This is a genomic window from Cryptosporangium phraense (assembly GCF_006912135.1).
GTDB classification, from domain to species: domain Bacteria; phylum Actinomycetota; class Actinomycetes; order Mycobacteriales; family Cryptosporangiaceae; genus Cryptosporangium; species Cryptosporangium phraense.
Window position 1 is genome coordinate 1 of the sequence record NZ_VIRS01000040.1, and the last position, 25,025, is coordinate 25,025.

At 71.2% G+C, this 25,025-nt stretch carries 19 protein-coding genes; 12 read left to right on the top strand and 7 right to left on the bottom strand.

The window, feature by feature from the left end; all coding sequences use genetic code 11:
• Positions 1-279 precede the first annotated feature (279 nt).
• The 5 genes from FL583_RS34500 (at position 280) to FL583_RS34520 (ending at position 6,459) form a co-directional block, all read left to right on the top strand.
• Entirely contained in the window at positions 280-1,530 is a 1,251-nt protein-coding gene (locus FL583_RS34500) for a sensor histidine kinase (RefSeq protein ID WP_205752725.1), read from the top strand.
• A complete protein-coding gene (locus FL583_RS34505) occupies positions 1,527-2,210 on the top strand; it encodes a response regulator (protein ID WP_142709090.1) in 684 nt (227 codons plus the stop codon). Before FL583_RS34500 ends, FL583_RS34505 begins: the two co-directional genes overlap by 4 nt.
• A 39-nt stretch (positions 2,211-2,249) precedes the next feature.
• Positions 2,250-2,954 carry a Clp protease N-terminal domain-containing protein gene (locus FL583_RS34510; RefSeq protein ID WP_142709091.1) on the top strand — a complete coding sequence of 235 codons (705 nt, stop codon included), beginning with the start codon at positions 2,250-2,252 and terminating at the stop codon, positions 2,952-2,954.
• A gap of 188 nt (positions 2,955-3,142) precedes the next feature.
• Positions 3,143-3,916, top strand: coding sequence for an ABC transporter ATP-binding protein (locus tag FL583_RS34515; protein WP_142709133.1), 774 nt, complete (start codon positions 3,143-3,145; stop codon positions 3,914-3,916).
• Positions 3,916-6,459 (top strand): ABC transporter permease, encoded by a 2,544-nt coding sequence (locus tag FL583_RS34520; RefSeq protein WP_142709092.1) that lies wholly within the window; start codon positions 3,916-3,918, stop codon positions 6,457-6,459. Before FL583_RS34515 ends, FL583_RS34520 begins: the two co-directional genes overlap by 1 nt.
• A 154-nt stretch (positions 6,460-6,613) precedes the next feature.
• Here FL583_RS34520 and erm read toward each other — a convergent pair whose 3' ends face one another.
• From erm to metH, 5 genes are all read right to left on the bottom strand, one after another.
• Entirely contained in the window at positions 6,614-7,330 is a 717-nt protein-coding gene (erm, locus tag FL583_RS34525) for a 23S ribosomal RNA methyltransferase Erm (RefSeq protein ID WP_142709093.1), read from the bottom strand.
• A 208-nt stretch (positions 7,331-7,538) separates the two neighbouring features.
• A complete protein-coding gene (locus tag FL583_RS34530) occupies positions 7,539-9,176 on the bottom strand; it encodes a peroxidase family protein (RefSeq protein ID WP_142709094.1) in 1,638 nt (545 codons plus the stop codon).
• 286 nt (positions 9,177-9,462) lie between these two features.
• Complete coding sequence (locus FL583_RS34535; protein WP_205752726.1) at positions 9,463-10,248, bottom strand: hypothetical protein; 786 nt, start codon at positions 10,246-10,248, stop codon at positions 9,463-9,465.
• Between the two features lie 1,222 nt (positions 10,249-11,470).
• Complete coding sequence (locus FL583_RS34540; RefSeq protein WP_142709096.1) at positions 11,471-12,136, bottom strand: HAD family hydrolase; 666 nt, start codon at positions 12,134-12,136, stop codon at positions 11,471-11,473.
• Positions 12,133-15,690, bottom strand: a complete 3,558-nt coding sequence (gene metH, locus FL583_RS34545) for a methionine synthase (RefSeq protein ID WP_142709097.1) — start codon at positions 15,688-15,690, stop codon at positions 12,133-12,135. Before metH ends, FL583_RS34540 begins: the two co-directional genes overlap by 4 nt.
• Before the next feature lie 147 nt (positions 15,691-15,837).
• Here metH and FL583_RS34550 point away from each other — a divergent pair, with 147 nt between their 5' ends.
• Entirely contained in the window at positions 15,838-16,710 is an 873-nt protein-coding gene (locus tag FL583_RS34550; protein ID WP_142709098.1) for a PAC2 family protein, read from the top strand.
• A 95-nt stretch (positions 16,711-16,805) separates the two neighbouring features.
• Positions 16,806-16,994, top strand: coding sequence for a DUF397 domain-containing protein (locus FL583_RS34555; RefSeq protein WP_240746912.1), 189 nt, complete (start codon positions 16,806-16,808; stop codon positions 16,992-16,994).
• Positions 16,995-16,996: 2 nt separating this feature from the next.
• Here the strand turns inward: FL583_RS34555 and FL583_RS34560 are convergent, their stop codons facing one another.
• Positions 16,997-17,992: a helix-turn-helix domain-containing protein gene (locus tag FL583_RS34560; RefSeq protein WP_338081141.1), complete on the bottom strand. Its 996-nt coding sequence runs from the start codon at positions 17,990-17,992 to the stop codon at positions 16,997-16,999.
• Between the two features lie 271 nt (positions 17,993-18,263).
• On the opposite strand from FL583_RS34560, the gene FL583_RS34565 reads away from it, so the two are divergent.
• The 5 genes from FL583_RS34565 (at position 18,264) to FL583_RS34585 (ending at position 23,746) form a co-directional block, all read left to right on the top strand.
• Positions 18,264-18,503 carry a hypothetical protein gene (locus FL583_RS34565; protein WP_142709100.1) on the top strand — a complete coding sequence of 80 codons (240 nt, stop codon included), beginning with the start codon at positions 18,264-18,266 and terminating at the stop codon, positions 18,501-18,503.
• Positions 18,504-18,529: 26 nt separating this feature from the next.
• The gene (locus FL583_RS34570; protein WP_142709101.1) at positions 18,530-19,801 is read left to right on the top strand and encodes a sensor histidine kinase; all 1,272 of its coding nucleotides are present in this window, start codon (positions 18,530-18,532) and stop codon (positions 19,799-19,801) included.
• Positions 19,798-20,448, top strand: a complete 651-nt coding sequence (locus FL583_RS34575) for a response regulator transcription factor (RefSeq protein ID WP_240746913.1) — start codon at positions 19,798-19,800, stop codon at positions 20,446-20,448. Before FL583_RS34570 ends, FL583_RS34575 begins: the two co-directional genes overlap by 4 nt.
• Positions 20,449-20,528: 80 nt before the next feature.
• Positions 20,529-21,263, top strand: coding sequence for an ABC transporter ATP-binding protein (locus FL583_RS34580; protein WP_142709102.1), 735 nt, complete (start codon positions 20,529-20,531; stop codon positions 21,261-21,263).
• Positions 21,263-23,746, top strand: a complete 2,484-nt coding sequence (locus tag FL583_RS34585; RefSeq protein ID WP_142709103.1) for an FtsX-like permease family protein — start codon at positions 21,263-21,265, stop codon at positions 23,744-23,746. The genes FL583_RS34580 and FL583_RS34585 overlap by 1 nt, the downstream gene beginning before the upstream one ends.
• Before the next feature lie 40 nt (positions 23,747-23,786).
• Here FL583_RS34585 and mshC read toward each other — a convergent pair whose 3' ends face one another.
• Positions 23,787-25,010 (bottom strand): cysteine--1-D-myo-inosityl 2-amino-2-deoxy-alpha-D-glucopyranoside ligase, encoded by a 1,224-nt coding sequence (gene mshC, locus FL583_RS34590; RefSeq protein WP_142709104.1) that lies wholly within the window; start codon positions 25,008-25,010, stop codon positions 23,787-23,789.
• Positions 25,011-25,025 lie beyond the last annotated feature (15 nt).

Sequence of the window (25,025 nt, forward strand, 5' to 3'; positions counted from 1 at the left end):
CGCGCCATCCGGCGCGCCCCGCTGGGCTGTGCCATCACCTGATCGCTGTGGCGTCCCGTCCCAGCCATGTACCAACTGGGCCCCGCTCACCCCTCACCACCGCGCCGCGCCATGGCCGAACGGGCTCGCACTGCCCCCGAGGCCCGAAGCGATACGCATTCCGGCGACCTCCGACCCACCGACACGCACAACGCCGCCACCGCACCACACCGCCGCCTCGCTCCGGGGAAGACCGCGCCTCGCCCGAACGCCTCCCCACACCCCGCGATAATGCGACCCATGCCCCTCCCCCGGCGAGCACCCGCGACCCACCCGGGTCCCTCACCGGACCCCACCGGCCTCTGGCGCCGCCTCGGCGTCGACTCCGCACTCGCCTCGGGCGTCCTCGCGCTCTTCGCGATCGTCGCCGGTCCCATCGAGCCCTCGATGCTGGCCGCCGACGGCGGTCCGGCCTGGGTCCTCCTGCTGGCCTTCGCGGGCGCCGTCCCGATCGCGCTCCGGCGGGTCGCTGCGGTCACCTCCGTGGGCCTCGTCTGCGTCGTCTTATTGCTCAGCGAGTGGCGGGAGGCCGGCGTGGGCGTCGCGGCCGTCGCGGCGCTGATCGTGGCCTATACGCGGGGCGCGCTGGCGCCGCTGCGGCAGGCCGTCCTCTCGACCCTGGCGCTCGGCGCGTGCGGCGCCGCCGTCGGGCTGGTCGGGCCGGGTCCGAGCGGGCCGCGCGTCGCGAGCGTCACCGCCGGGCTCCTGGCGCTGCTCGCCTGCCTGTTCCTGGGCCGGACCGTCTACACCCGGCGCGCGTACACGGCCGCTCTCGAGGAGCGCGCCCGCGCGGCCGAGCTCAACCGCGAGACCGCCGCCCGGCAGGCCGTCCTCGACGAGCGACGCCGGATCGCCCGGGAACTGCACGACATGGTCGCCCACCACGTCAGCGTCATGGGCGTGCTGGCCACCGGCGCCCGCCGCACCCTGCGCCGCGACCCCGACGCCGCCGACGAGGCACTCCGCACGATCGAGAACACCGGCCGCACCAGCCTGCGGGAGATGCGCCGCCTGCTCGACGTCCTGCGCTCGGACGACGAGCACGCGCCGGACGAGCCACCGCCGGAACCGGGCGTGGCCGGGCTCGAGCGGCTGGCCGAGCAGGTCCGCGAGGCCGGTCTGCCCGTCGACCTGATCGTGCTGGGCACCGCCCCCGACCTCGACCCGGGCCTCGACCTGACGATCTACCGGGTCGTCCAGGAGGCGCTCACCAACGCGCTCAAGCACGCCGACGCGGCCAGCGCCCGGGTCACGCTGGAGTTCGCGGTCGACGGCGTCCGGGTCTCGGTGATCGACGACGGCCACGGTCCGACGCCCCCGCTGCCCGGCACGAAACACCTCGGGCACGGCCTGGTGGGAATGCGCGAACGGGTCGCCCTCTACGGTGGCACGTTGCGGACCGGTGCCCGCCCCGGCGGCGGCTTCCGCGTCCAGGCCCATCTACCCCCCGACGGCTCCGCCGTCCAGGACGACCCAGGAGGACATGCGTGACCGACGCGGGGGAACCGAAACGGATCCAGGTCCTCCTGGCCGACGACCAGCCGCTGCTGCGCACCGGCTTCCGCATGGTCCTGGGCGCCGAGCACGATCTGGACGTCATCGGCGAAGCCGGCGACGGCGTCGAAGCGATCGAGATGACCCGGCGGCTGCTGCCCCAGGTCGTCCTCATGGACATCCGCATGCCCCGGCTCGACGGGGTCGCCGCCACCCGCGCGATCGTCGCCGCCGGGCTGCCGGCCCGGGTCCTCGTCCTCACGACGTTCGATCTCGACGAGTACGTGGTCGGCGCGCTGCGCGCCGGGGCCAGCGGTTTCCTCTCCAAGGACGTGCCGGCCGAGGAGCTGATCGCCGCGATCCGCACGGTGGCCGCCGGGGACGCGGTCGTGTCCCCGCGCATCCTGCGACGACTGCTCTCCCAGTTCGCCGACCGGCTGCCCGACCCGTCCGTCGACCGTCGTCGTCCGCTGGCCGTCCTGACCGACCGGGAGCAGGAGGTGCTGACGCTGATGGCCCGGGGCCGGTCCAACGGCGAGATCGCCCGCGAGCTCTTCGTCAGCGAGACGACGGTGAAGACGCACGTGGGACACGTGCTCACCAAGCTCGGCCTCCGCGACCGGGTGCAGGCCGTGATCCTGGCCTACGAGACCGGGCTCGTCCGGCCGTCAACCTGAGGTTGACGACTACGGTGGCGTCAACCTAGGGTTGACGCCATGACGACACAGCTGCCGCCGGAGATCGGCCTCGACTCGCTCATCGCCGGCATCAAGAAGGTCCACGACAACCCGCTCGACCAGCTCCAGACCGCGGTGCTGACCGCCGACGCGCTCGGCGAGACCGCGGACCATCTGATCGGCCACTTCGTCGACCAGGCCCGCCGGGCCGGCGCCTCCTGGACCGACATCGGCCGGAGCATGGGCGTCACCAAGCAGGCGGCCCAGAAACGGTTCGTGCCCAAGGACCCCGGCCTGGACCCCGGCGCGGGCTTCACCCGCTTCACCCCGCGGGCGCGCAACACCGTCGTCGCGTCCCAGGAGGAAGCGCGCCGGGCCGGCAACGTCGAGATCACCCCGGCGCACATCCTCCTCGGCCTGCTCGCGGAGCCGGAGGCGATCGCGGCCAAGGTCCTCGCGGAGCGAGGCGCGACCGCCGAGGCGGTCCGCGCGGCAGTGACCCCGACGCTGTCCGCGCCCGCGGAAAACGTTCCGGACCTCATCCCCTACGACGGCGACGCCAGGAAGGTCCTCGAGCTGACGTTCCGCGAGGCGCTGAGGCTCGGTCACAACTACGTCGGAACCGAGCACGTCCTGCTCGCGTTGATCGAGAACGAGGACGGTCGGGGTGTTCTGACCGGCCTCGGTGTCACGAAGCCGACAGTCGAACCGCTGATCCTGGCCGCGCTCGCGAAAGTGTCGTAATCCCGGAGTAGTACAGCTCAGGGGAACCCTGAGAGCGGATCAGGGGTGCGCGTCCCCCCTAGGTCGTACGCCAGAACCCACCTGGGTGACGACGAATACGCCTTGAGCCTGCCCCTACGTTGGGGTGGAGGCTGGCTACCACCAGCACACGGGGTTATGACGGGACGGAGAGGGCTGTGACGACGCCGATGACCGACTCATCGACCAACGACGCGGTCGGGACCAATGCCGCCGCGCGGGCGGTCGATGTCTGGAAGGTCTACGGAACCACCGAGGACACTCGCGTGAACGCGCTCGCCGGCGTCAGCGCCGAGTTCGAGCGGGGCAAGTTCACCGCGATCATGGGGCCCTCCGGCTCCGGCAAGTCGACGCTGATGCACTGCCTGGCCGGGCTCGACTCGATCTCGCGCGGCGAGGTCTGGATCGGCGACACCCGCGTCGACACGCTCGGCGACAAGGGACTCACCCTGCTCCGCCGGGAGAAGGTCGGCTTCATCTTCCAGCAGTTCAACCTGCTGCCGACGCTGAGCGCCGAGGAGAACATCACGCTGCCGCTGAACATCGGCAAGCGGAAGCCGGATCCGGAGTGGATGGCCACGGTGATCAAGACCGTCGGCCTCGGCGACCGGCTCAAGCACCGGCCCACCCAGCTCTCCGGCGGTCAGCAGCAGCGCGTGGCCTGTGCCCGGGCCCTGGTGTCCAAGCCGGACGTCGTCTTCGCCGACGAGCCGACCGGCAACCTCGACTCCCGGTCGGGCGCCGAGGTTCTGCAGTTCCTGCAGAACTCGGTCCGCGACTTCGGGCAGACGATCGTGATGGTGACGCACGACCCGGGCGCGGCGTCCTATGCCGACCGCGTCGTCTTCCTCGCCGACGGCCAGATCGTCGACGAGATCTTCGAGCCCACCAGCGACCGGGTGCTCGAGAAGATGAAGACGCTGGACACGTTCGGGGTCGCCTGATGTTCCGCGCTACCGTCAAGAGCCTGCTGTCGAGGAAGCTTCGGCTGGCGCTGTCCGCGTTCGCCGTGGTCCTCGGCGTGATGTTCGTCGCGGGCTCGATCGTCATGACCTCGTCGATGGCGAAGTCGTACGACGCGATGTTCGCCGGCATCAACAAGAACATCGACGTCCAGGTCACGGCCAAGCCGAAGCTCGACAACGGCGGCGACACCAACGAGGGCGTCACCGCGACGATCCCGGCCTCCGAGGTGCCGAAGGTCGAGAGCGCACCCGGGGTCTCCAAGGTCACCGCGAACGTGTTCGCCGACGGCGCCCGGGTGATCGGGAGCAACGGCAAGGTCGCGCCGTCGTTCGCGCCGCGCTTCGGCAGCAACTGGAGCGGCGAGGACGACCTGATCCAGCTGCGCCAGGGCCGCGGCCCGACCGCCGACGACGAGATCGCGATCGACGCGGCGATGGCCAAGTCGCTCGGCTTCAAGGTCGGCGACACGGTCGGCGTGCTGACGTTGCAGCCGAAGAAGGAGTTCAAGCTCGTCGGCATCTTCGGTTACAGCGGTGACCGCGACACGCTCGGCGGCTCGCAGGTCGTCGCGTTCACGCTGCCGGTCGCGCAGGACCTGATGCTCGGGCAGCGCGACGTGTACACCGACATGCAGGTCGTCGCCGACCAGGGCGTCAGCCAGACCGAGCTGAAGAAGACGCTGGAGGGCACGCTCGGCAGCGACTACATCGTGCAGACGCGCGACGAGGTCAACGAGCAGAACTCCAAAGACATCCAGCAGGCGCTGAACTTCGTCAACTACATCTTCCTGGGCTTCGCCGGGGTCGCGCTGTTCGTCGGCATCTTCCTGATCCTGAACACGTTCTCGATGCTGGTCGCCCAGCGCACCCGGGAGCTCGCGCTGTTCCGGGCCATGGGCGCGGCCCGGGGCCAGGTCATCCGGTCGGTGCTGTTCGAGGCGCTGGTGATCGGTCTGGTCGCGTCGATCGTGGGTCTCGGCGTCGGGATCGGCATCGGCGCGATCCTGGGCTCGGTGTTCAGCAACTTCGGTGGCGCGAACATCGACCTGCAGCTCTCGATCCCGATCTCGGCGGTCATCGCGTCGTTCGCCGTCGGGGTCGGCGTCACGCTGATCGCCGCGCTGTTCCCGGCGATCCGGGCCTCGCGCATCCCGCCGATCGCCGCGATGCGCGACGCCGCGACGCCCGACAAGCCGCTCACCGGCATCACGATCGTCGGTGGCTCGATCTTCGTGCTCGGCGGCGCGATCATGGCCTGGGGCCTGTTCTCCGACGCGGACGGCTCGCTCTGGGGCCTGCTCGGCGGCGTCGTCGGCGTGTTCATCGGCGTCGCGCTGCTGACGCCGATCATCAGCCGGCCGATCGTCGGGCTGCTCGGGCGGATCTTCGCCTGGTCGGTGCCGGGGCAGCTGGGCCGGCGCAACTCGGCCCGCAACCCGCGGCGCACCGCGATCACCGCGGCCGCGCTGATGGTCAGCATCGCGCTGGTCACCGGCGTCAGCACGGTGCTCGCGTCGGCCAGCAAGAGCGTCGAGACCGCGATCGGCGAGCAGATCCACGCCGAGCTGATCGTCTCCGGCCAGCAGACCAGCGCCCAACCGCCGACGTTCGACGTCGCCACGCTGGAGAAGATGGAGCAGGCCGAGGGCGTCAAGGAGGTTGCCGCGTTCTACGTCGGCCCAGCGAGGATCAACGACCGGAACAGCTACCTGGCCGCGATGACCGACGCGACGGCGACGAAGGACACGCTCGGCCTGAAGGCCAAGTCCGGGAACATCGACCAGGTCGGTCCCAACCAGCTGATCGTGGACGAGGACACCGCGAAGGACCAGAAGCTCGAGGTCGGTGACTCGGTCCAGGTCCAGCAGGCGCGCGGCGGCCCCGAGTCGTACCGGATCAGCGGCATCTACGAGCACAGCGATGCCGTCAACGGCTTCATGTCCTCCGACGACGCGGCGAAGAACTTCCAGATCGCTCAGCCATCCCAGGCCTTCATCAAGGTCGACGACGGGGCCGACGTGACGACGGTCGAGAACGAGATCTCGAAGCTGCTCGTGGACAGCCCCGAGGTCACCGTGCAGAACCAGAGCGCGTTCGTCGATCAGATCACCAGCCAGTTCGACACGATCCTGATCTTCGTGCAGATCCTGCTGGCGCTGGCGATCCTGATCGCGATCCTCGGCATCGTGAACACGCTCGCGCTGTCGGTGATCGAGCGGACGCGTGAGCTGGGGCTGCTGCGGGCGATCGGCCTGCGACGGTCGCAGACCACCCGGATGATCACCGTCGAGTCGGTGGTGATCTCGGTGTTCGGCGCGCTGCTGGGCATCGTGGTCGGCGTCGGCCTGGGTGCCGCGGTCGTGCAGGCGCTCAAGGATCAGGGCCTCGGGCAGTTCGCGCTGCCGTGGGGTCAGATGGGCACCTACCTGGTGCTCTCGGTGTTCGTCGGGGTGATCGCCGCGCTGCTGCCGGCGCTGCGCGCGGCCCGGCTGAACGTGCTGGCGGCTATTTCTTACGAGTAGGTCTAGCTACCGGTACGACGCGACGGCCGGGCGGAATTCCCCCTTTCAGGGCACAGAGTTCCGCCCGGCCGTCGTCCGTCTCGGGTCGGGTCAGCACTCGCCCTCGAGCATCACCCGGTTGATCCATCGTCGGCACGAGACGTGTGACGACCCCCTAGCCGTGCAGCGCGGCCCACTGGTGGGCGGAGAGGCGCCCGGGGACCGCGTCCGGCGGAATGCCGACCGCACGCAGGCGGCGGACGCCCACCGCGCCCGGCAACCCCCCGCGGGCGGTGAAGGCCCGCCGGACCAGCGCCTGGTACCCCGCCCGCTCCCCCGGCTCGACCAGCGGCTCGGGTCGCCGCTGAAGCACCAGGATCCCGCCGTCGACCGACGGCACCGGCCGGAACGAGCGCGCGGGGACGCGTCCGGCCAACGTGAACGTGTACCAGGGCCACCAGGACGCGGTGAGCAGCGTCGTCCGGCCGACGGCCGCGCGCTTGCGCGCGACCTCCCACTGGACGAGCAGCACCGCGGTGTCCCAGGCCCGTTGCCCCAGCAGGTGCCGCAGCAGCGGCGTCGTGATCCCGAACGGCACGTTCGACACGACCGAGTGCGGCCCGTCCGCCCGGAAGCGCAGCATGTCGCCGCAGACGACGTCGACCGGCCCGAGCCGCCGGCGCAGCGCCGCCGCCCGGCGCGGGTCGAGCTCGACCGCGGTCACCCGGTGACCGGCCGCGACCAGCGCCGCGGTCAGCGCACCGGCGCCCGCGCCGAGCTCGACGACCCGCCCGGCCCCGGACGGAACCAACCCCGCGATCTTCGCCGCGGTCGACACGTCGGAAAGAAAGTTCTGGCCCAGTTCATGCGGGCCGGCACAACGAGAAGACACGATTCGACGTCCTGCACATCGTCGGAACAGAGGGCTCCGTCGACGGCGGACCGCCTTGGCACTACGCAGGCAGCACCGCCGTCAGGCGGTGCGCAGCCGAATCGAGTTGATCATGGCGCCGAGGCTAGCGGGCCCGCGAGGGCCCGGCGAACCAATTGTCGACGGCGGCCGTCCGCGCACCCCTCGCGCCCGGACGGCCGCCGCTCCCTCAGTCGCCGAGCGGGTTGAGCAGCTCGGGACGATCGTCGGACGCGTAGCGCAGCAGGTCGGTCATCGTGAACTGACCCGGGTTGGGGCCGAGCGACGGCCGCCAGAACGGGTCCCGCACGATCGAGTACCGGCTGCCCTCCATCGCCCGATGGAACACCTCGGCCACGATCCGGCCGCCGACCCCGGTGAGCCGCCCGCCGTTCATCTCCGACTCCCGCAACACGTAGAACCAGAGCGGGGTGCGGGTGGTCAGCTCGGCGTCCTCCTCCGGGCTGAGCCCGCTGAGCACCGCGCCGCCGTTGCCGGTGCGCAGGTCGTCGGGCTTGAGCGCCTCGACGCCGAGCAGCGCGGCCAGCTGCTGGCCGGAGCCGAGCTTCACCATCGTGCCCCGCATCAGGTTGCGGAACGCGAGGTTGCGCTCGATCGGCGCGACCGGGCCGGCCCCGCGCTGGCCGAACGCGCCCGACGGCAGCTTGGACAGCGGGTCGACCAGCAGCGTGTCGATCGGCCGGGCCAGGTTGAGCTCGCCGTCCGGCGCGGTGAGCTCGGGCTTGCCGAAGTCGTACAGCCGACGGAAGTCGGCGATCCAGCTCGTCGGCAGCCGGTCGAGCGTCCCGGAGTTCGGGTCGTCGAGGTCGGCCAGCGTCGCGCCCGGGTCGAAGTTGCCGTTCATCCCGGTGAAGACGAACAGCAGGAACAGCGACGCCGGGGTCACCCCGCCGGCGCGGAACAGCCGATTCCACTGATAGCTCGGCCGGATCATGCTGTGGCCGAACCGGTAGGCCGCGACCGAGAACTCGATCGGCATCGTCGGCCGGTCACCGGGGATGGACCCTTCTCCGGGGACCTCGAAGAACTTGCGACCGTTGGTGAACACGTCGTCGACGATCGCCGCGTCCACCACCCGGGGCAGGAAGTCCGTGCGCAGCATCCACTGGTAGTGCTTCACGACCCGCTCGCGGGCCATCCCGAACAGCCGGTCGAGCGAGATCCCGCCCGACGCCAGGTCCCGGACCACCGTGTTGTGGAAGCGCAGGAACGCCAGGTGCGTCTGCGCGACGATGAGGTTCTCGTCGTTGCGCTCGTCCGGGATCAGCGGCGCGCGCCGCTCCCGGTGCGTCGACCCGATCCCGTGCCGGGGCAGGTCGAAGTCGTCCAGCGGCAGACCCGTGCCCGGGAACGGTGCCGGCTCGGTGCCGCCCATCTTCAGCCGGACGCCGTCCGAGTCGTAGAAGATCCGGTCGGCCGAGTCGGGCCCGCGCCCGTACACCGAGTCCAGGTCGAGCGCCGGCGACCGGCCCTGCAGCAGCTCGTCGACGCTCACGTCGGTGCCGAGCGCGGCCCGGGTGACGTCCATCGTCAGGTCGTGGTCGACGAACTGGCCCAGGTAGGTGTACCCGGCCGGGATCCGGTTCGCGGTCTGGTCGTCGCCCGGCTCGGGCCCGGCGGTCATCGCCGAGGCGAGCTTGCCGATCAGGCTCGGGCTGGTGGCCTCGCCCTGCGGACCTAACCGCGAGAACCGGAACTTCCGCAGCGAGGCCGCTGTGGACGGTCGGTGGCAGGCCGGTTTGCCGTCCTCTTGGGACAGGATCCCCTCGCCCAGGACGTAGAACTCTTCGCGTGTGTGTCGCTTCATTTCCCCGTGAACTCCCGCGACGGTCTGTGGCGGTCCGCGGCCCATGTGCGGCCGCACGTGACCGGGCCGCCGGAACGCGGCCCGCCGGAGCGCGCCGCCCGGCAGCGCGTCCGCGGGGAGTTCGGCCCTCGAGGCCGTCACTCCCGAAGCTCGGGCGGCGATGGTCTCTGCCGCACCGTGGGAGCGAATGTAGCCCCTTAGGGCAAATGAGACTGAACCCTAGGCTGTCGGGTTTCCGTCAAGACCTTCATGCCTACGCCCGGCGGGCCGGTGTGGGGACAGCAGGTCAGCCTTTCGCCATCCGGATGAGGCCGCGGATGATGCCGATGAAGCCGAAGATCATCGGGCCGGTGGCGACGATGAAGTGGCCGCCCGGGTCGGCGATCGCGTACGTCACGATCGTCAGGATGATGCCGACGACGAGCAGCACGGCGCTGCCGACGACGAGCTTGGTGCCGGGCCGCTCCCACAGCCCGACGGAGGCCGGAGCCGCCCCGCCCGCGGCGAATCCGTGCGGGCCGGGGTGGCCGGGCGCGGTGGGGTAGCCCGGGCTGGACGGGGCCCCATGACCGGCCTGGCCGCCGTAGCCCGACTGAACACCATAGCCAGGCTGCCCGCCGATGCCAGGCTGGCCGCTCGGACCGGGTTGGCCGCCGTAGCCGGGCTGCGCACCGTAGGCGGGCTGAGCACCGTAGGCGGGCTGGCCGCCGTACCCGGGCTGGCCGCTCGGACCAGGCTGGCCGCCGTAGGCGGGCTGCGCACCGTAGGTGGGCTGAGCACTGTAGCTGGGCTGAGCACCGTAGGCCGGCTGGGCGCCGTACCCGGGCTGGGCGCCCGGACCAGGCTGGCCGCCGTAGGCGGGCTGAGCACCGTAGGCCGACTGGGCGCCGTATCCGGGCTGGCCGGGGTGGCCGGCGGGTTGGCCGTACGCGGGCTGACCGTAGCCGGGTTGCGCAGCCTGCCCCGGGCCGCCGTACCCGGGCTGGCCACCGTATCCCGAAGGAGGCCCGTAACCAGGCTGAGGCGCATAGCCAGGCTGAGCCCCCCACTGCTGCGCCGGACCCGAACTCACCGGCGGAGCGAACCCCTGCTGAGGAGCCGCACTGACCGGAGGCGCATACCCCGCCTGCGGCGGCGCCGACACCGCCTGCCCGTAAGCCGGGGTCCCGCCCGGTAAGGGCGCCTGACCGCCGTACTCCTGAGGTTGCATCACGACTCCCCGTAGCCACTCTGACCGTCACCGGCCGCACCCGGCCCGCGGGGCACTGTAAACCTTCCCCGCCCCCTGAGTGCGCTCTCCCCCGACTCCGCCGCTCCCGCTGCGGCCCGGTGCTCATCGCTGCGACGGTGGAAGAGGTGGTCGCGCTGCCACCCACCGTGCGCCCCACACCGGGGCGTCCGCCCCCAGGCGGCGGGCGAGTGCCACTCCTGGTGCTCGTGCGCGAACACGAGCCACCGCGCTCGGCAACAAAAGTCGCCCGGCGATGCTCACGAGCTCCTGCGCGGGCCTCCGAGCGCTGGGCGCCGACCATCTGCCCAGCCGATCTCAGTCAACCGCCCACCCTCGGCGATCGCACTGTCCGAGGCGCGGCTCAGCGCGGCCGCGCTCCGCCCGCGAAGGCGTACCGCGCCCGGTGCGAGTCGTGGACCGCCGCACCGGCCGGCAACTCCATCACCCGCGCACCCCCGACCGCGCACCCCCGACCGGGCACCCACCACAGGCGGCGCCGAACCCCGGGATGCCGTATGTCGTGAGTGCCCTCGAGGCCACCGCATGTCGTGAGTGCCTCCGAGGCCACCGCGCAACGCGAGCTTCCGGGCCCGCTGCACTCGACTCCTGGCCCAAGCCCGCTCCCGGCGCCGATCCGCGCCCACCGCACTCGCCGCCAGCTCCGCGGACCCACCGCGCTCATCTCCAGCCCAGGCCCACCACGCTCGACCCGAACCCACCCTGCCCACTCGGCGCCGGCCCAGGGCTCATTGCGCCGAGCACCGAACCACAGCCGGCGCACTCGACGCCGGAGTCGATCCCTCTCGGCCTAGCCGGCTCCGCGACCATCGCGAACCGATTGCTCGAACGCACAATCCGGACCCGACCTCGCCACACCGACCGGGCCAACCGGGCCGACCGCGCCAACCGGGCCGACCGCGCCAACCGGGCCGACCGCGCCAACCGGGCCGACCGCGCCAACCGGGCCACGCCGACCGGGCCCAACCCGCCGACCCACGCCGGCCGGGGCCGACCGCGCCGACCGGGGCCGACCGCGCCGACCGGGCCGACCGCGCCGGCCGGGTCAGCCGACTGCCGCGAGTACCGCGGCAAGCTCCGACAACCCAACCCCCACCAACGACTCCCGCTGCACCCGCCGAGCCCCGGCCGGAACCGGAGCCTCACTCGGCACCACCAGCACCGGACACCCCGCCGCCTCGGCCGACGCCGTGCCGTTCACCGAGTCCTCGATCGCGACGCAATCCCCGGCATCGAGCCCCAACAACGAAGCCGCCCGCAGATACGGCTCCGGATGCGGCTTGGAGTGCTCCACCTCGTCGCCGCACACGATCGCGTCGAAGTTCTCGCGTCCGAGCGTGTCGAGCGCGACCTCGACCAGGTTCCGCCGGGTCGCGGTGACCAACGCGGCCGGGATCCCGGCCGACCGCACCTCGGCCAGCAACTCGCGCGCGCCCGGCCGCCAGACCAGCGCGGTCCGGAACAGCTCGCGCATGTAGTCCTCGAGCCACGCGCCGCTGGTCGCGATGTCGAGGTCGGGCCGCCCCAGGTCGGCGTGCAGGATCTCCATCGACATCGCGAGCGGCGCACCGATCATCGTCGTGCGGGCGGCCTGCGACAGCTCGCCGCCGAGATGGTGCGCCAGCTCCTCGAGACCGACGTCCCAGAGCTTCTCGCTGTCGAACAGCGTCCCGTCCATGTCGAACAGGACGCCGGCGGGCAGGTCGCTCATCGGGCCGCGAAGTATTTCGCTTCGGGGTGGTGCACGACGATCGCCGACGTGGACTGCTCCGGGTGGAGCTGGAACTCCTCGGACAGCTTGACCCCGATCTGGTGCGGCTTCACCAGCTCGAACAGCTGCTCCTGCTGTTCGAGGTCGGGGCAGGCCGGGTACCCGAACGAGTACCGGGCGCCCCGGTACTGCAGGTCGAAGAAGTCCTCCACCTTCGACGGGTCCTGGTCGCCGAACCCGAGCTCGGACCGCACCCGCTGGTGCCAGTACTCGGCCAGCGCCTCGGTGAGCTGCACCGACAGCCCGTGCACCTCGAGGTACTCGCGGTACTTGTTGGCCGCGAACAGCTCGTTCGCGTACTCGGCGATCCGGTTGCCCATCGTCACGACCTGGAACGCGACGACGTCGGCCCGTCCCTCGTCGGCCGCGGCGGACCGGGACCGGAAGAAGTCGGACAGACAGAGACGGCGGTCGCGCACCTGGCGCGGGAAGCGGAAGCGGACGCGCTCGGCCGAGGCCGGATCGTCGGAGGAGAGCACCAGCAGCTGGTTGCCCTCGGACACCGCCGGGAAGTAGCCGTAGACCACCGCGGCCTCGAGCACCTTGTCGGCGAGCAGCCGGTCGAGCCAGTACCGCAGCCGCGGCCGGCCCTCGGTCTCCACCAGCTCCTCGTAGGACGGTCCCTGCCCGCCGCGGGCCCCGCGCAGGCCCCACTGGCCGAGGAACGTGGCCCGCTCGTCGAGCAGCCCGGCGTAGTCGGCCAGCGGGATGCCCTTGACCACCCGGTCGCCCCAGAACGGCGGGGCCGGCACCGGGTTGTCGGTCGCCACGTCCGAACGCACGCTCTCGTCGTCGACCGAGATCTCCGGGCCGGCCTTCGCCTTCCGCTCGGCCGCTATGCGGGCCGAGCGCTCGTGGCGGGCCTTCCGCTCGGCCGCCTTGCGCGCCTGCTCCTCCGAGTCGGCCGGTGCGACGCCGCCGCGCTTGGCGAGCATCAGAGCGTCCATGAGCCGGAGGCCTTCGAACGCGTCGCGCGCGTACCGCACGTCGCCCGCGTACATCTCGGCCAGGTCGTTCTCGACGTAGGCGCGGGTGAGCGCGGCCCCGCCGAGCAGCACCGGCCAGCGCGCGGCGACGCCGCGCGTGTTCATCTCCTCGAGGTTGTCCTTCATGACGACCGTCGACTTGACCAGCAGGCCGGACATCCCGATGACGTCGGCCTTGTGCTCCTCGGCCGCGTCGAGGATCGCGTTCACCGGCTGCTTGATGCCGATGTTGACGACGTTGTAGCCGTTGTTGCTCAGGATGATGTCGACGAGGTTCTTGCCGATGTCGTGGACGTCGCCCTTCACCGTGGCCAGCACGATCGTGCCCTTGCCCTCGTCGTCCTCGCTCTTCTCCATGTGCGGCTCGAGGTAGGCCACCGCGGTCTTCATGACCTCGGCGCTCTGCAGGACGAACGGCAGCTGCATCTGGCCGGCGCCGAACAGCTCGCCCACCGTCTTCATGCCCGCGAGCAGCGTCTCGTTGATGATCTGGAGCGCCGACTTCTCCTGCAGCGAAGCGTCCAGATCGGCTTCCAGGCCGTTGCGCTCGCCGTCGACGATCCGTCGCTGGAGGCGTTCGTCGAGCGGCAGAGCCGCGAGTTCCTCGGCGCGGGACGCGCTCGTCGACTTCGCGTCGACGCCCTCGAAGAGCTCCAGCAGACGCTGCAGCGGGTCGTAACCCTCGCGCCGGCGGTCGTAGATGAGGTCCAGCGCGGTCTCGCGCTGCTCCTCCTGGATCTTGCTGATCGGCAGGATCTTGCTGGCGTGGACGATCGCCGAGTCGAGCCCGGCCTCGCGGCATTCGTGCAGGAAGACCGAGTTGAGGACCTGGCGGGCGGCCGGGTTGAGCCCGAACGAGATGTTCGACAGGCCGAGCGTGGTCTGGACCTCGGGGTGCCGCTGCTTGAGCAGGCGGATCGCCTCGATGGTCTCCAGGCCGTCGCGGCGGCTCTCCTCCTGGCCGGTGGCGATCGTGAACGTGAGCGTGTCGACCACGATGTCGGACTCGGCCATGCCCCAGTTCCGAGTGAGGTCGTCGATCAGGCGCTCGGCGATGCGGACCTTGTGCTCGGCCGTGCGGGCCTGGCCCTCCTCGTCGATCGTGAGGGCCACGACCGCCGCGCCGTGCTCACGGATGATCGGCATGATGCGGGCGTAGCGGGACTCCGGGCCGTCGCCGTCCTCGAAGTTGACCGAGTTGACGATCGAGCGGCCACCGAGCGACTCCAGGCCGGCCTCGATGACGTCGACCTCGGTGGAGTCGAGCATGATCGGCAGCGTGGAGGCGGTCGCGAAGCGACCGGCGAGCTCCCGCATGTCGACGGCGCCCTTGCGGCCGACGTAGTCGACGCAGAGGTCGATCAGGTGGGAACCGTCGCGGGTGGCCTCGCGGGCGATCTCGACGCAGTCCTGCCAGCGTCCGTCGAGCATGGCCTCGCGGAACTTCTTCGAGCCGTTGGCGTTGGTGCGCTCGCCGATCATCAGCGCGCTGGCGTCCTGCTGGAACGGGACCGACTGGTAGATCGACGCGACGGCCGGGTCGGTTTCCTTGGCGGGCTCGGCGGGGGTGAGGTTCTCGACGGCCAGCTTGACCTGGCGGATGTGCTCCGGGGTGGTGCCGCAGCAGCCACCGACCAGGCGGGCGCCGTACTCGGTGACGAACCGTTCCAACGCGTCGGCGAGTTCGGCCGGCTGGAGCGGGTAGACGGCGCCGTTGGGGCCGAGCTCGGGCAGGCCGGCGTTCGGCATCACGGACAGGCCGGCGCGGGCGTGCTGGGAGAGGTAGCGGAGGTGCTCGCTCATCTCGGCCGGGCCGGTGGCGCAGTTGAGGCCGAGGTAGTCGATGCCGAGCGGCTCGAGCGCGGTGACGGCCGCGCCGATCTCGGAGCCGAGGAGCATCGTGCCGGTCGTCTCGACGGTGACGTGGCAGATGAGCGGGATGGTCTTGTTCGTCTTGGCCATCGCCCGCTTGGCGCCGATGATCGCGGCCTTGGCCTGGAGCAGGTCCTGGCAGGTCTCGACGATGATCGCGTCGGCGCCGCCGGCGATGAGGCCCTCGGCCTGGAGCTGGAACGCGTCGCGGAGGGTGGCGTAGGGCGCGTGGCCGAGCGTCGGCAGCTTGGTGCCGGGGCCGACCGAGCCGAGCACGAACCGGGGGCGGTCGGTGAAGCCGTCGGCGACCTCGCGGGCCAGACGGGCGCCCTTCTCGTTGAGCTCGAAGATCCGATCGACGATGTCGTACTCGGCGAAGTTGGCCAGGTTGCCGCCGAACGTGTTGGTCTCGACCAGGTCGGCGCCCGCGGCGAAGTAGGCCTCGTGGATGCTCTTGACGACGTCCGGGCGGGTCGCGTTGAGGACCTCGTTACAGCCTTCGAGCCCTTCGAAATCGTCGAGGGTCAAGTCCGCGGCCTGGAGCATCGTGCCCATCGCTCCGTCCGAAACCAGGACGCGTTCCGACAAGGCGGACGTGAGGGCAGTGGCCGGCGTGCTCCGCAGGATGGACACCATGTTGTCAAGCTTACCGTGAACGGCGGATGGTTTTGAGTTCGGAGGCCGCGCTGTGGACAGCGTGGCGGGCGCAAGGGCATCGGGGCATATCGGGTGCGGTCGGCCGCTCCGCCACGGCCGACTTGCGCGCGTCGTAGGGTGGTTGGCGTGACCGAGTTCGACGGACTACCCGTGCTGCGCTCCCCCGTCGTCATCGCGGCGTTCGAGGGATGGAACGACGCGGGTGACGCGGCGACCGCGGTCGTCGAACACCTCGAGCTGGAATGGCAGGCCAAGCCGGTCGCCGAGATCGATCCCGACGACTACTACGACTTCCAGGTCAACCGGCCGCTGGTGTCGATGTCCGAGAGCCCGGCCGGCCGCCGCATCGAGTGGCCGACGACGAGGGTGTCGACGTGCACCCCGCCCGGCGCGGACCGGGACGTCGTGCTGGTGCGGGGCATCGAGCCGAACATGCGCTGGCGGGGCTTCTGCGAGGAGATCCTCGAGCTGTTCCACGCGTTGGACGTCGAGCAGGTCGTGCTGCTGGGCGCGCTCCTGGCCGACACGCCGCACTCCAGGCAGTTCCCGGTGACCGGCAGCGCGTCCGACCCGGAGATGGCGAACAAGTACGACGTCCAGCAGACGAAGTACGAGGGGCCGACCGGCATCGTCGGCGTGCTGCACGACGCGTGCGTGCGGGCCGAGATCCCGTCGCTGAGCTACTGGGCGCAGGTGCCGCACTACGTGGCCCAGGCCCCCAACCCGAAGGCGACGCTGGCGCTGCTGCACACGCTGGAGAACGTGCTCGACATGCGCGTGCCGATGGGAGAGCTGGCGGAGCGCGCCTCGGCGTGGGAGTCGCAGGTGAACGAGCTGGCGGCGTCGGATGCCGACATGGCGGAGTACATCCGGACGCTGGAGCAGCGGGACGGCGACGAGGAGCTCCCGCAGGCGAGCGGCGAGGATCTGGCGCGCGAGTTCGAGAAGTATTTGCGGCGCCGGGGCGGAACCGCAGGTCCAGGCGGCCCGGCGGTTTGACGACCTCAGCCCCAGAGGGCCGGTCCAGCACCTTCCATACGGTATGGTGCCGACAATAGTCGGCCCAATGTCCGGTTCCTGAGGAGCGCCCGAGCGTGACGCCCCCGATGTCCAGCGCGGATTTCTGGAAGAAGAGCACCCACAGCGGCACGACGAACTGCGTCGAGGTCTCGGCCGCGCGCGGATCAGTCGTCGTCCGGGACTCGAAGCGCCCCGACGGGCCGCGACTTCGTGTGTCGGCCGCCGCGTGGGATGCGTTCCTGTCCTCGCTGCGGACGCGGTGATCTCAGCGCGAATCCAGGGCGGCGATCGCGCCGGCGAGGATCTCGCGGGGCGACTGGTCCAAGGCCAGGTTCTCGACCTCCCAATAGGCCTCCAGGTAGGCCGAGGGATGCCCCAACTCCGGAATCTCGTGCTCACCTTCCCGGACGAGGAAGTCCCGCTCCGGGTGCTCGATGTAAAGCATGTTGGCATCGGCGAGGTCAGCGAACTCCAGGAGAATCGAGGGCCACCGGAGGAGCGAATAGATTCCTGCCCGAAAGGGCACGATCAACACGCTCACGTCGGGGGCCTCGATCAGCTCGAGCAGGTAGCGGAGCTGTTGGCGCATCACGCTCGGTCCACCGACGACGCGGCGGATCACCGCTTCGTCCAAGAGATAGAAGATTTGCGGCCGGTCGTTCCCGGCGGCGAGCAACTCCTGACGTGCGAGCCGAAGCTCCAAAAGCGTCTGCACTTTCGTCTCGTCCGGTCGCGTCGACTCCTTGAGTAAGACGGCTCGGGCGTAATCCGGAGTCTGCAGCAGTCCGGGCACCAACAAGGGTTCGAAACCGCGAATCACCGAGGCCGCCGACTCGTGCGCCAGATAAGCCACGAAATTCGGCCCGACGACGTCGTTGTAGGCGCTCCAGATGGAGGGCTGGCGTGCGGATCGAGCCGTCGCCACCATCTCGGCGACCGTCGCCTGGTCGGTCACCCCATAATGCGCGAGCAGGGCGCGCAGATCGTTGGTCGTGATCGTCACGACTCCGGTCTCGATCCGAATGAGCTTGGACAGCGACCAGTCCATCGCCGTCGCGACATCGCGCTGAGTTCTCTGGGCCGTCTCCCGGGCGGTGCGAAGAGCCGCTCGAAGTCGGCGCCGGTGCACGGCGGGATCGACATACCTGGGCATAGGGCTCCCCCCGGCCGGAGCCAGCACGCGAGACGCCACCTCGCGAACGGCTAGTAGGCATTTGAGAATACCGGCACGAGTCCTCCGCTTTAGGAGAAAACTATTCATCACGGCGCCCGCCGGATGCACTGACGGTCATGCACCGGGCATTGTGCAGGGCGTCGAAAGGCCGTTCGCCAAGACCGCGATGCGATCGGCGCCTAGCCATCTGGCCAGCTGATATAGCTCAGCCTGCCGCCTATCGGGAGCCGTCCGCCGACGCTCTTATCCTGGACCCAGCCGTGAAAGCGTGTCCGCTGTCCGATTTCTCCGCGCGTATCACGGATGGCAGTGATCGCGCCTCCCGTCACCGGGGCGCGTGCGGAACAGGAGAGCAGCGATGGCGAATCGCATTACCTCTGGTGACCGGGAAGAAAGCAGAGTCAGGCTCGAGACCCCCCGGTGGATCCTTGCATTGCTCGCCGTATTCGTCGCTGCCGCCGTGGGGCAGACCGCCGGGATCGTTCTGGCGGCCTGTGGCGTCGGAATGGTGATCGCGATCTCGGCCGGCTTCGTGGCCTTCGGGGCGATGGTCGTTCTCGTGCTGACCCTCATGAACTTCCTGGACGGCGGTCGGTAGATGCCGAGCCGGTAGCCTCGGCAGGCATGCGGCACGTTCACCTGTGGCTGAGGGCTCATCCCCTCGTGTTCGACGGGCTCGCCGCCGGGGTGGTCGTCTTCTTCTCGCTCGTGCTCTTCACCTCCCTCGCGTCCGGCGGCCACTGGTGGCAGGCGCTCTTCCCGCTCGTGTTCGTCGCCCCCGTCGCGCTGCGCAGCCGGCACCAGGTCGGCGCGCTCTACGCCACCGCCGCGCTCGGGTTGATCGCCCTGGGCACGTTCCAGTTTCCGCACCCGGCGATCCTGTACGCCGGGATCGTGATGGCCTACTCGGCCAACGCCTACGGGCCACGCAAGCACGCCCGCACCGCGCTCGCGCTCTGCGTCGCATTCGGGGTCATCGGCGGCGTCAAGTGGGGCTATCTGATCCTCGAGCTGACCGGCACCTCGTATTCGCTCAGCGAGCTCACGCTGCCGAACCGGATCCTCGCCCTCGGGCTCGCGATCGGGATCTGCGGGGCGCCTCTCGTGATGGCCTGGCTGTGGGGCGGGGTCGTCCACGCTCGGCACGCGTACCTGCAGGAGGCCCTCGACCGGGCGTCCCGGCTGGAGAGCGAGCGCGACGCGCTCGCCCGGCTCGCGGTCGTCGAGGAGCGTGGCCGCATCGCCCGGGAGCTGCACGACGTCGTCGCGCACAGCCTCTCCGTCGTCGTGCTGCAGGCCGACGGCGCCCGCCACGTCCTGGAGACCGACCCGCAGCGGGCCGCGAAAGCCCTCGAGGCGATCGGCCACACCGGCCGGGAGGCCACCGCGGAGATGCGCCGTCTGCTCGGAGTGCTCCGGAGCGGCCCCGAGGCGGCCATCCCCGCTCCGCAGCCCGAGCTCGGCCAGCTCGACGCCCTGGTGAGCCAGGTCCGCGCGTCGGGGCTGACGGTTACCCTCACCGTCATCGGTGACCTGAAGACGGTCCCGGCCGGCGCCGGGCTCTCCGCCTACCGGATCGTCCAGGAGGCGCTCACCAACGCCGTCAAACACGGCGGACCGGGGGTGACGGCCGAGGTCGCGGCCGAGGTGCGGCCCGAGGGCCTGGCCCTCTCCATCACCGACGACGGACGCGGCGCCGCCGCCCACGACGACGGAGCCGGGCTCGGCCTGCTGGGGATGCGTGAACGGGCCGCGGCCGTCGGGGGCGAGGTGACCGCGGGCCCGCGGCCCGGCGGCGGCTTCCGCGTCACCGCCTGGCTCCCCCGCAACGCCACCCCGAGGCCGGCCGCCCCCGCTTCCGGCCCGGCGAAAACGCCTGGGACAGTGACCTCGTGATCCGCGTCCTGCTGGTCGACGACCAGGAACTCGTCCGTTCCGGGCTCCGCATGGTGCTCGACGCCCAGGACGAACTCGAGGTCGTCGACGAAGCCTCCGACGGCCTCGCCGCCGTCGATCGCGTCAAGGCCGGCGGCGTGGACGTCGTCGTCATGGACGTCCGGATGCCCCGTCTCGACGGCGTCGGCGCCACCGAACGCATCGCCGCACTGCCCGAGCCGCCCAAGACGCTCCTCCTCACGACGTTCGACCTCGACGAGTACGCGTTCGCCGGCCTCAAGGCGGGCGCGGCCGGCTTCCTGCTCAAGGACGTCCCGACGGCCGAGCTGGTCAGCGCGATCCGGGCGGTCCACAGCGGCGACGCGGTCGTCGCGCCCAGCACCACCAGGCGGCTGCTCGACCGGTTCCTGCCCCACCTCACCGAGCAGAAGACCGAAACGTTCACCGAACTCACCGCCCGCGAGCGCGAAGTCCTCGTCCTGCTGGCCCGTGGCCTCTCCAACGCCGAGATCTCCGAGGCCCTGTTCCTCAGCGAGGGCACCGTGAAGACGCACGTCAGCCGCGTCCTCACCAAGCTCGGCGTCCGCGACCGGGTGCAGGCGGTCGTCCTCGCCTACCAGTCCGGTCTCGTCGGCCGGACGACCTAGCCCCATCAGCCGTAAGGCAGACCCGAGAACACGACGCCAGCCAGACGATTCACAAGGGCACAATCCCTAGCGTCGAGTGCATGACAAACGCGGTCACAGCAACCGAGCTCACCAAGACCTACGGCACCGGCGATACCCGGGTCAGCGCGCTCCGCGGAGTCTCGCTGGCCGTGCCCAGCGGACAGTTCCTCGCGATCATGGGCCCGTCGGGCTCCGGCAAGTCCACGCTCCTGCACTGCCTGGCCGGCCTCGACCGGGCGACCAGCGGCCAGGTCCGGATCAACGACGAGGAACTCGGCGGCCTCCGGGACGGGCGCCTGACCCGCCTGCGCCGGGACGCGGTCGGCTTCGTGTTCCAGAGCTTCAACCTCCTCCCCACGCTGTCCGCGGCCGAGAACATCCTGCTGCCGCTGCGGCTCGCCGGGAGGCGTCCGGATCGCGAGTGGCTGGACCGGGTGATCGACCTGCTGGGCCTGGCCGACCGGATGCACCACCGGCCGAACCAGCTGTCCGGAGGACAGCAGCAGCGGGTCGCGGTCGCACGCGCGCTCATCACCCGGCCGGCCGTGGTGTTCGCGGACGAGCCGACCGGGAACCTGGACTCGCGCTCCGGGGCGGAGGTCCTCAGCCTGCTGCGGGCCAGCGTCCGGGAGCTCGGCCAGACCGTCGTGATGGTGACCCACGACCCGAAGGCGGCCAGCTACGCCGACCAGGTCGTGTTCCTGGCCGACGGCGTGATCGTCGACCGGCTGACCCACCCGACCCCGGAGACCGTTCTCGAGCGCGTCGGCTCTCTCGAGATGCGGGCCGCCTGATGCTGCGTGTCGCGCTCACCCGGGTCCGGTACCAGTTCGGATCCCTGCTGCTCGTGTCCCTCGCGGTCGCGGCTGCCGTCGCGTTCATCGCCGCGTCGTTCACGTTGGGGGACGCGATCCGCACCGCCGTCTACCGGGAGACCGCCGCCCAGGCCGAGCACGTCGCCGCCCGGGCCACGTCGAACGAGAAGCGGTTCAGCGACGCGGACGTCCGGAAGGTGGCGAGCCTGCCGGGAGTGACGGCGGTGCAGCCGCGCATCGACTTCGGCACGATCGCGCTCGCCGAACCGGACGGGACGGTCGTGCGGGTACCGGGCGAACCGACGCTGACCGCGTTCGTGGCGCCGGTGGACCCCGACCTCAGCGACCGGAAACTCGTCACCGGCGCCTATCCCCGGAAGCCCGGCGAGCTGGTCGTCCCGGAGAAGCTGGCCAAGGACCGGGGCTGGAAGCCCGGGACGCACGTGGACGTCCTGGACACCGCCCGGGGCAAGCACGACTTCACGATCACCGGCGTGGTCGAGGGCTCGACCGCCGACGGGGCCGCCGGCCTCCTCCCGGCCGACTTCTCGACGCTCCTGCAGCGCCCCGACGAACGCGGCTGGTACGCGCTCGACGTGAAGGGCACGGTGACGCCGCAGGCGGTACGCGACGCGCTGCACACGACGGTGATCTCCGGATCCGAGTACGCCGACGAGCTGGCCACCACCGAGCTCGGCGGCTCGATCACCGACATCATCCGCGGGCTGAAGCTGTTCGCCTGGGTCGCGGTCGTGGTCGCGCTGGCCGTCGCGTACAACGCGTTCGGCATCGTGCTGGCCCAGCGGCAGCGGGAGGTCGCGCTGGTCCGCTGCGTGGGCGCACGCCGGGGCCAGGTGTTCCGGGCCTCGATCCTGGAGGCCGCGGTGGTCGGCGTGGTGGCCGCGGTCGGCGGGTACGCGGGCGGGCAGGCGCTGGCCACGGCGGCCGCGTACGGAGCCCGGGCCGCCGGCATCGCGCCCGACAGCCTCACGGTGACGTTCTCGCCGACGGCCGCAGTGGTGGCCCTGATCGTCGGGGTGAGCGTGTCGGTGCTGGCCGCGATCATGCCGGCCTGGTCGGCGACCCGGGTCGCGCCGGTGCGGGCGCTGTCGGATCAGCCCGAGCTGATCGAGGACAAGCGGATCGGCTGGGTGCGGTCCGGCGTCGGAGTCCTGCTGGTCGTGCTCGGCGCCGGGCTGGCCTGGTACTCGGCCGACCGAGGCGACAGCTGGGCCGGCATCGGCGGCGGCTTCCTCGTGATGCTCGCGCTGCTCGCGCTCGGTCCGGTGGTCGTCGGCCCGCTGGTGCGGGTGGTCGGCTTTCCCGGACGGGTCACCGGCGCCGCCGGACGCCTGGCCGCCGCGAACGGGGCCCGGCATCCGCGCCGGACCGCCGCCGTGACCAACGCGCTGACGATCGGCATCGGGCTGGCGACGGTCATGCTGGTCGGGTTCGCGTCGCTGGAGAAGACCGCGAACGCCGAGCTGACCGCCGGCTACCCGGCCGACTACACGCTCACCAGCGTGGCCGCGGGCAGCGATCCGGTGATCCCGGCGTCGTTGGTCCGGACCCTCGACCGGCCCGAGCTGGAGAAGCCGGTGCCGATCCGCTCGCAGGACGTCGAGTCGATCGTCGCCCCGCGCGGGACGGTCGGCGTGACCGCGACCGCGCTCGACCCGGCCGCTCTGCGGGCCCACCTGCCGTCGAAGTTCGTGGAGTCGGGCGACCTGAACGCGTTCGGACCGGGGCAGGTGGTGGTCACCTCGAAGGTCGCGACCGAGCAGCTCGGTGGCCTGACGGCCGGCGACACCGTCCGGGTGGGGTCGAAGACGCTGCGGGTTGCGGTGATCGTGACCGGGGGCTACGACTCGCCGTTCGGACCGGTCACGTTCGACCCGGCCGACCTGGCCGGCGCGCCGACCGGCGTCCTGCTGTGGAAGAAGCCCGGCGTCGACGCCTCCGACGCCCGCGCGGCGATCGACTCCACGCTCGTCGACCTGCCCGACGTCGAGGTCAGCGACCTGGCCGGGACCCTGGCCGAGCTCCGGTCGGAGATCAACGGCTACCTGGCGGCCGGCGGCCTGCTGATCGGGATGGCGATGATCGTCGCGATCCTCGGCGTGATGATCACGCTGACGCTGTCGGTGCTGGAGCGGCGCCGGGAGATCGCGGTGCTGCGGGCGCTCGGGCTCACCCGGGGTCAGCTCTACGCGACGCTGACGCTGGAGGGCGCGATCATGGCGCTGCTGGCCGCGGTGCTCGGCAGTGCGCTGGGGGTGGGGCTGGGGATCGCGGGCACGTTCGCCGCGTTCGGCTCGCAGGACGACCTGCTGATCGGGGTGCCGGTGGAGAAGATCGGGTTCGTCCTGCTCGGGGCCGCCGTGATCGGCGTGCTGGCCGCGCTCCCGCCGGCGCGCCGGGCGTCCCGGACCGCGCCGGTGGAAGCCCTGGCCACGGCGTAGTGGCACGTATCGGGGTCTCGGCCGAGACCCCGATACGTCGTCACAACGCGATGCCCAGCAGGGCGTCGACGGTCGCGCGCGCCAGGGCTGGCGCGGCCGGGTCGGAGCCGTCGGAGCTCGCCCACTCGTCGACCGCGCGCAGCGCGCCCACCGTGTCGAGGTCGTCGGACAGGCGCTCGCGCACCGCCGCCAGCAACTCCGCCCCCGACGGGCCGGTCGGACGCGAAACCCCGTCCCGCCACCGGCCCAGCCGTTCCTGCGCCTCCTCGAGGACGGACGACGTCCAGGCGCGGTCCGACCGGTAGTGCCCCGAGAACAGCCCCAGCCGGATCGCCATCGGGTCGACGCGGTCACCGCGCAGCCGCGACACGAACACCAGGTTCCCGCGCGACTTCGACATCTTCTCGCCGTCGAGGCCGATCATCCCGGCGTGGACATAGTGGCGCGCGAACGGGAACTGATCGGCCGCCGCCTCGGCGTGCAGGGCCGACATCTCGTGGTGCGGGAAGATCAGGTCCGACCCACCGCCCTGGACGTCGATCTCCAGGCCCAGCCGGTTCACCGCGATCGCCGCGCACTCGACGTGCCAGCCCGGCCGCCCCGGCCCGACCGGCGACGGCCAGCGCGGCTCGCCCTCGCGGGCACCCCGCCAGATCAGCGGGTCGAGCGCGTTGCGCTTCCCCGGCCGCGACGGGTCTCCCCCGCGCTCCGAGAAGAACCGCAGCATCGTCGCGTCGTCGTACCCCGACTCGTACCCGAACCGGTCCGCGGACGAGATGTCCTGGTAGACGTCTCCCGAGCCGTCCTCCAGCCGGTACGCGACCCCGAGCGAGACCAGCTTCTCGACCAGTTCGGCGATCTCCTCGACCGCCTCGACGACGCCGACGTAGTGGGCGGGCGGGATCACCCGCAGCGCGGTCATGTCCTCGCGGAACAGCGCGGTCTCCCGCATGCCGAGCACGACCCAGTCCTCGCCGTCGCGGTCGGCCCGCTCGAACAGCGGGTCGTCGACGTCGGTGACGTTCTGGACGTAGGCGACGTCGTGGCCACCGTCGCGCCAGACCCGGTTGACCAGGTCGAACGCCAGGTACGTGGCCGCGTGGCCCAGGTGGGTGGCGTCGTAGGGCGTGATGCCGCAGACGTACATTCGGGCAGTCGGGCCCGGCGCGGTCGGCCGCACCTCGCGGGTGGCCGAGTCGTACAGCCGCAGCGGGATGCCGGTTCCGGGGAGAAGGGGGACGTCGGGGTGCGGCCAGCTCTGCATGAGCCGAGCGTAACT

Excerpts from the sequence above, each read along its gene's own strand:
- FL583_RS34500 (WP_205752725.1), top strand. The coding sequence starts at position 280 with ATGCCCCTCCCCCGGCGAGCACCCGCGACCCACCCGGGTCCCTCACCG.
- FL583_RS34510 (WP_142709091.1), top strand. The coding sequence starts at position 2,250 with ATGACGACACAGCTGCCGCCGGAGATCGGCCTCGACTCGCTCATCGCC.
- FL583_RS34515 (WP_142709133.1), top strand. The coding sequence starts at position 3,143 with ATGACCGACTCATCGACCAACGACGCGGTCGGGACCAATGCCGCCGCG.
- FL583_RS34520 (WP_142709092.1), top strand. The coding sequence starts at position 3,916 with ATGTTCCGCGCTACCGTCAAGAGCCTGCTGTCGAGGAAGCTTCGGCTG.
- FL583_RS34530 (WP_142709094.1), bottom strand. The coding sequence starts at position 9,176 with ATGAAGCGACACACACGCGAAGAGTTCTACGTCCTGGGCGAGGGGATC.
- FL583_RS34540 (WP_142709096.1), bottom strand. The coding sequence starts at position 12,136 with ATGAGCGACCTGCCCGCCGGCGTCCTGTTCGACATGGACGGGACGCTG.
- metH (WP_142709097.1), bottom strand. The coding sequence starts at position 15,690 with ATGGTGTCCATCCTGCGGAGCACGCCGGCCACTGCCCTCACGTCCGCC.
- FL583_RS34560 (WP_338081141.1), bottom strand. The coding sequence starts at position 17,992 with ATGAATAGTTTTCTCCTAAAGCGGAGGACTCGTGCCGGTATTCTCAAA.
- FL583_RS34565 (WP_142709100.1), top strand. The coding sequence starts at position 18,264 with ATGGCGAATCGCATTACCTCTGGTGACCGGGAAGAAAGCAGAGTCAGG.
- FL583_RS34570 (WP_142709101.1), top strand. The coding sequence starts at position 18,530 with ATGCGGCACGTTCACCTGTGGCTGAGGGCTCATCCCCTCGTGTTCGAC.
- FL583_RS34580 (WP_142709102.1), top strand. The coding sequence starts at position 20,529 with ATGACAAACGCGGTCACAGCAACCGAGCTCACCAAGACCTACGGCACC.
- FL583_RS34585 (WP_142709103.1), top strand. The coding sequence starts at position 21,263 with ATGCTGCGTGTCGCGCTCACCCGGGTCCGGTACCAGTTCGGATCCCTG.
- mshC (WP_142709104.1), bottom strand. The coding sequence starts at position 25,010 with ATGCAGAGCTGGCCGCACCCCGACGTCCCCCTTCTCCCCGGAACCGGC.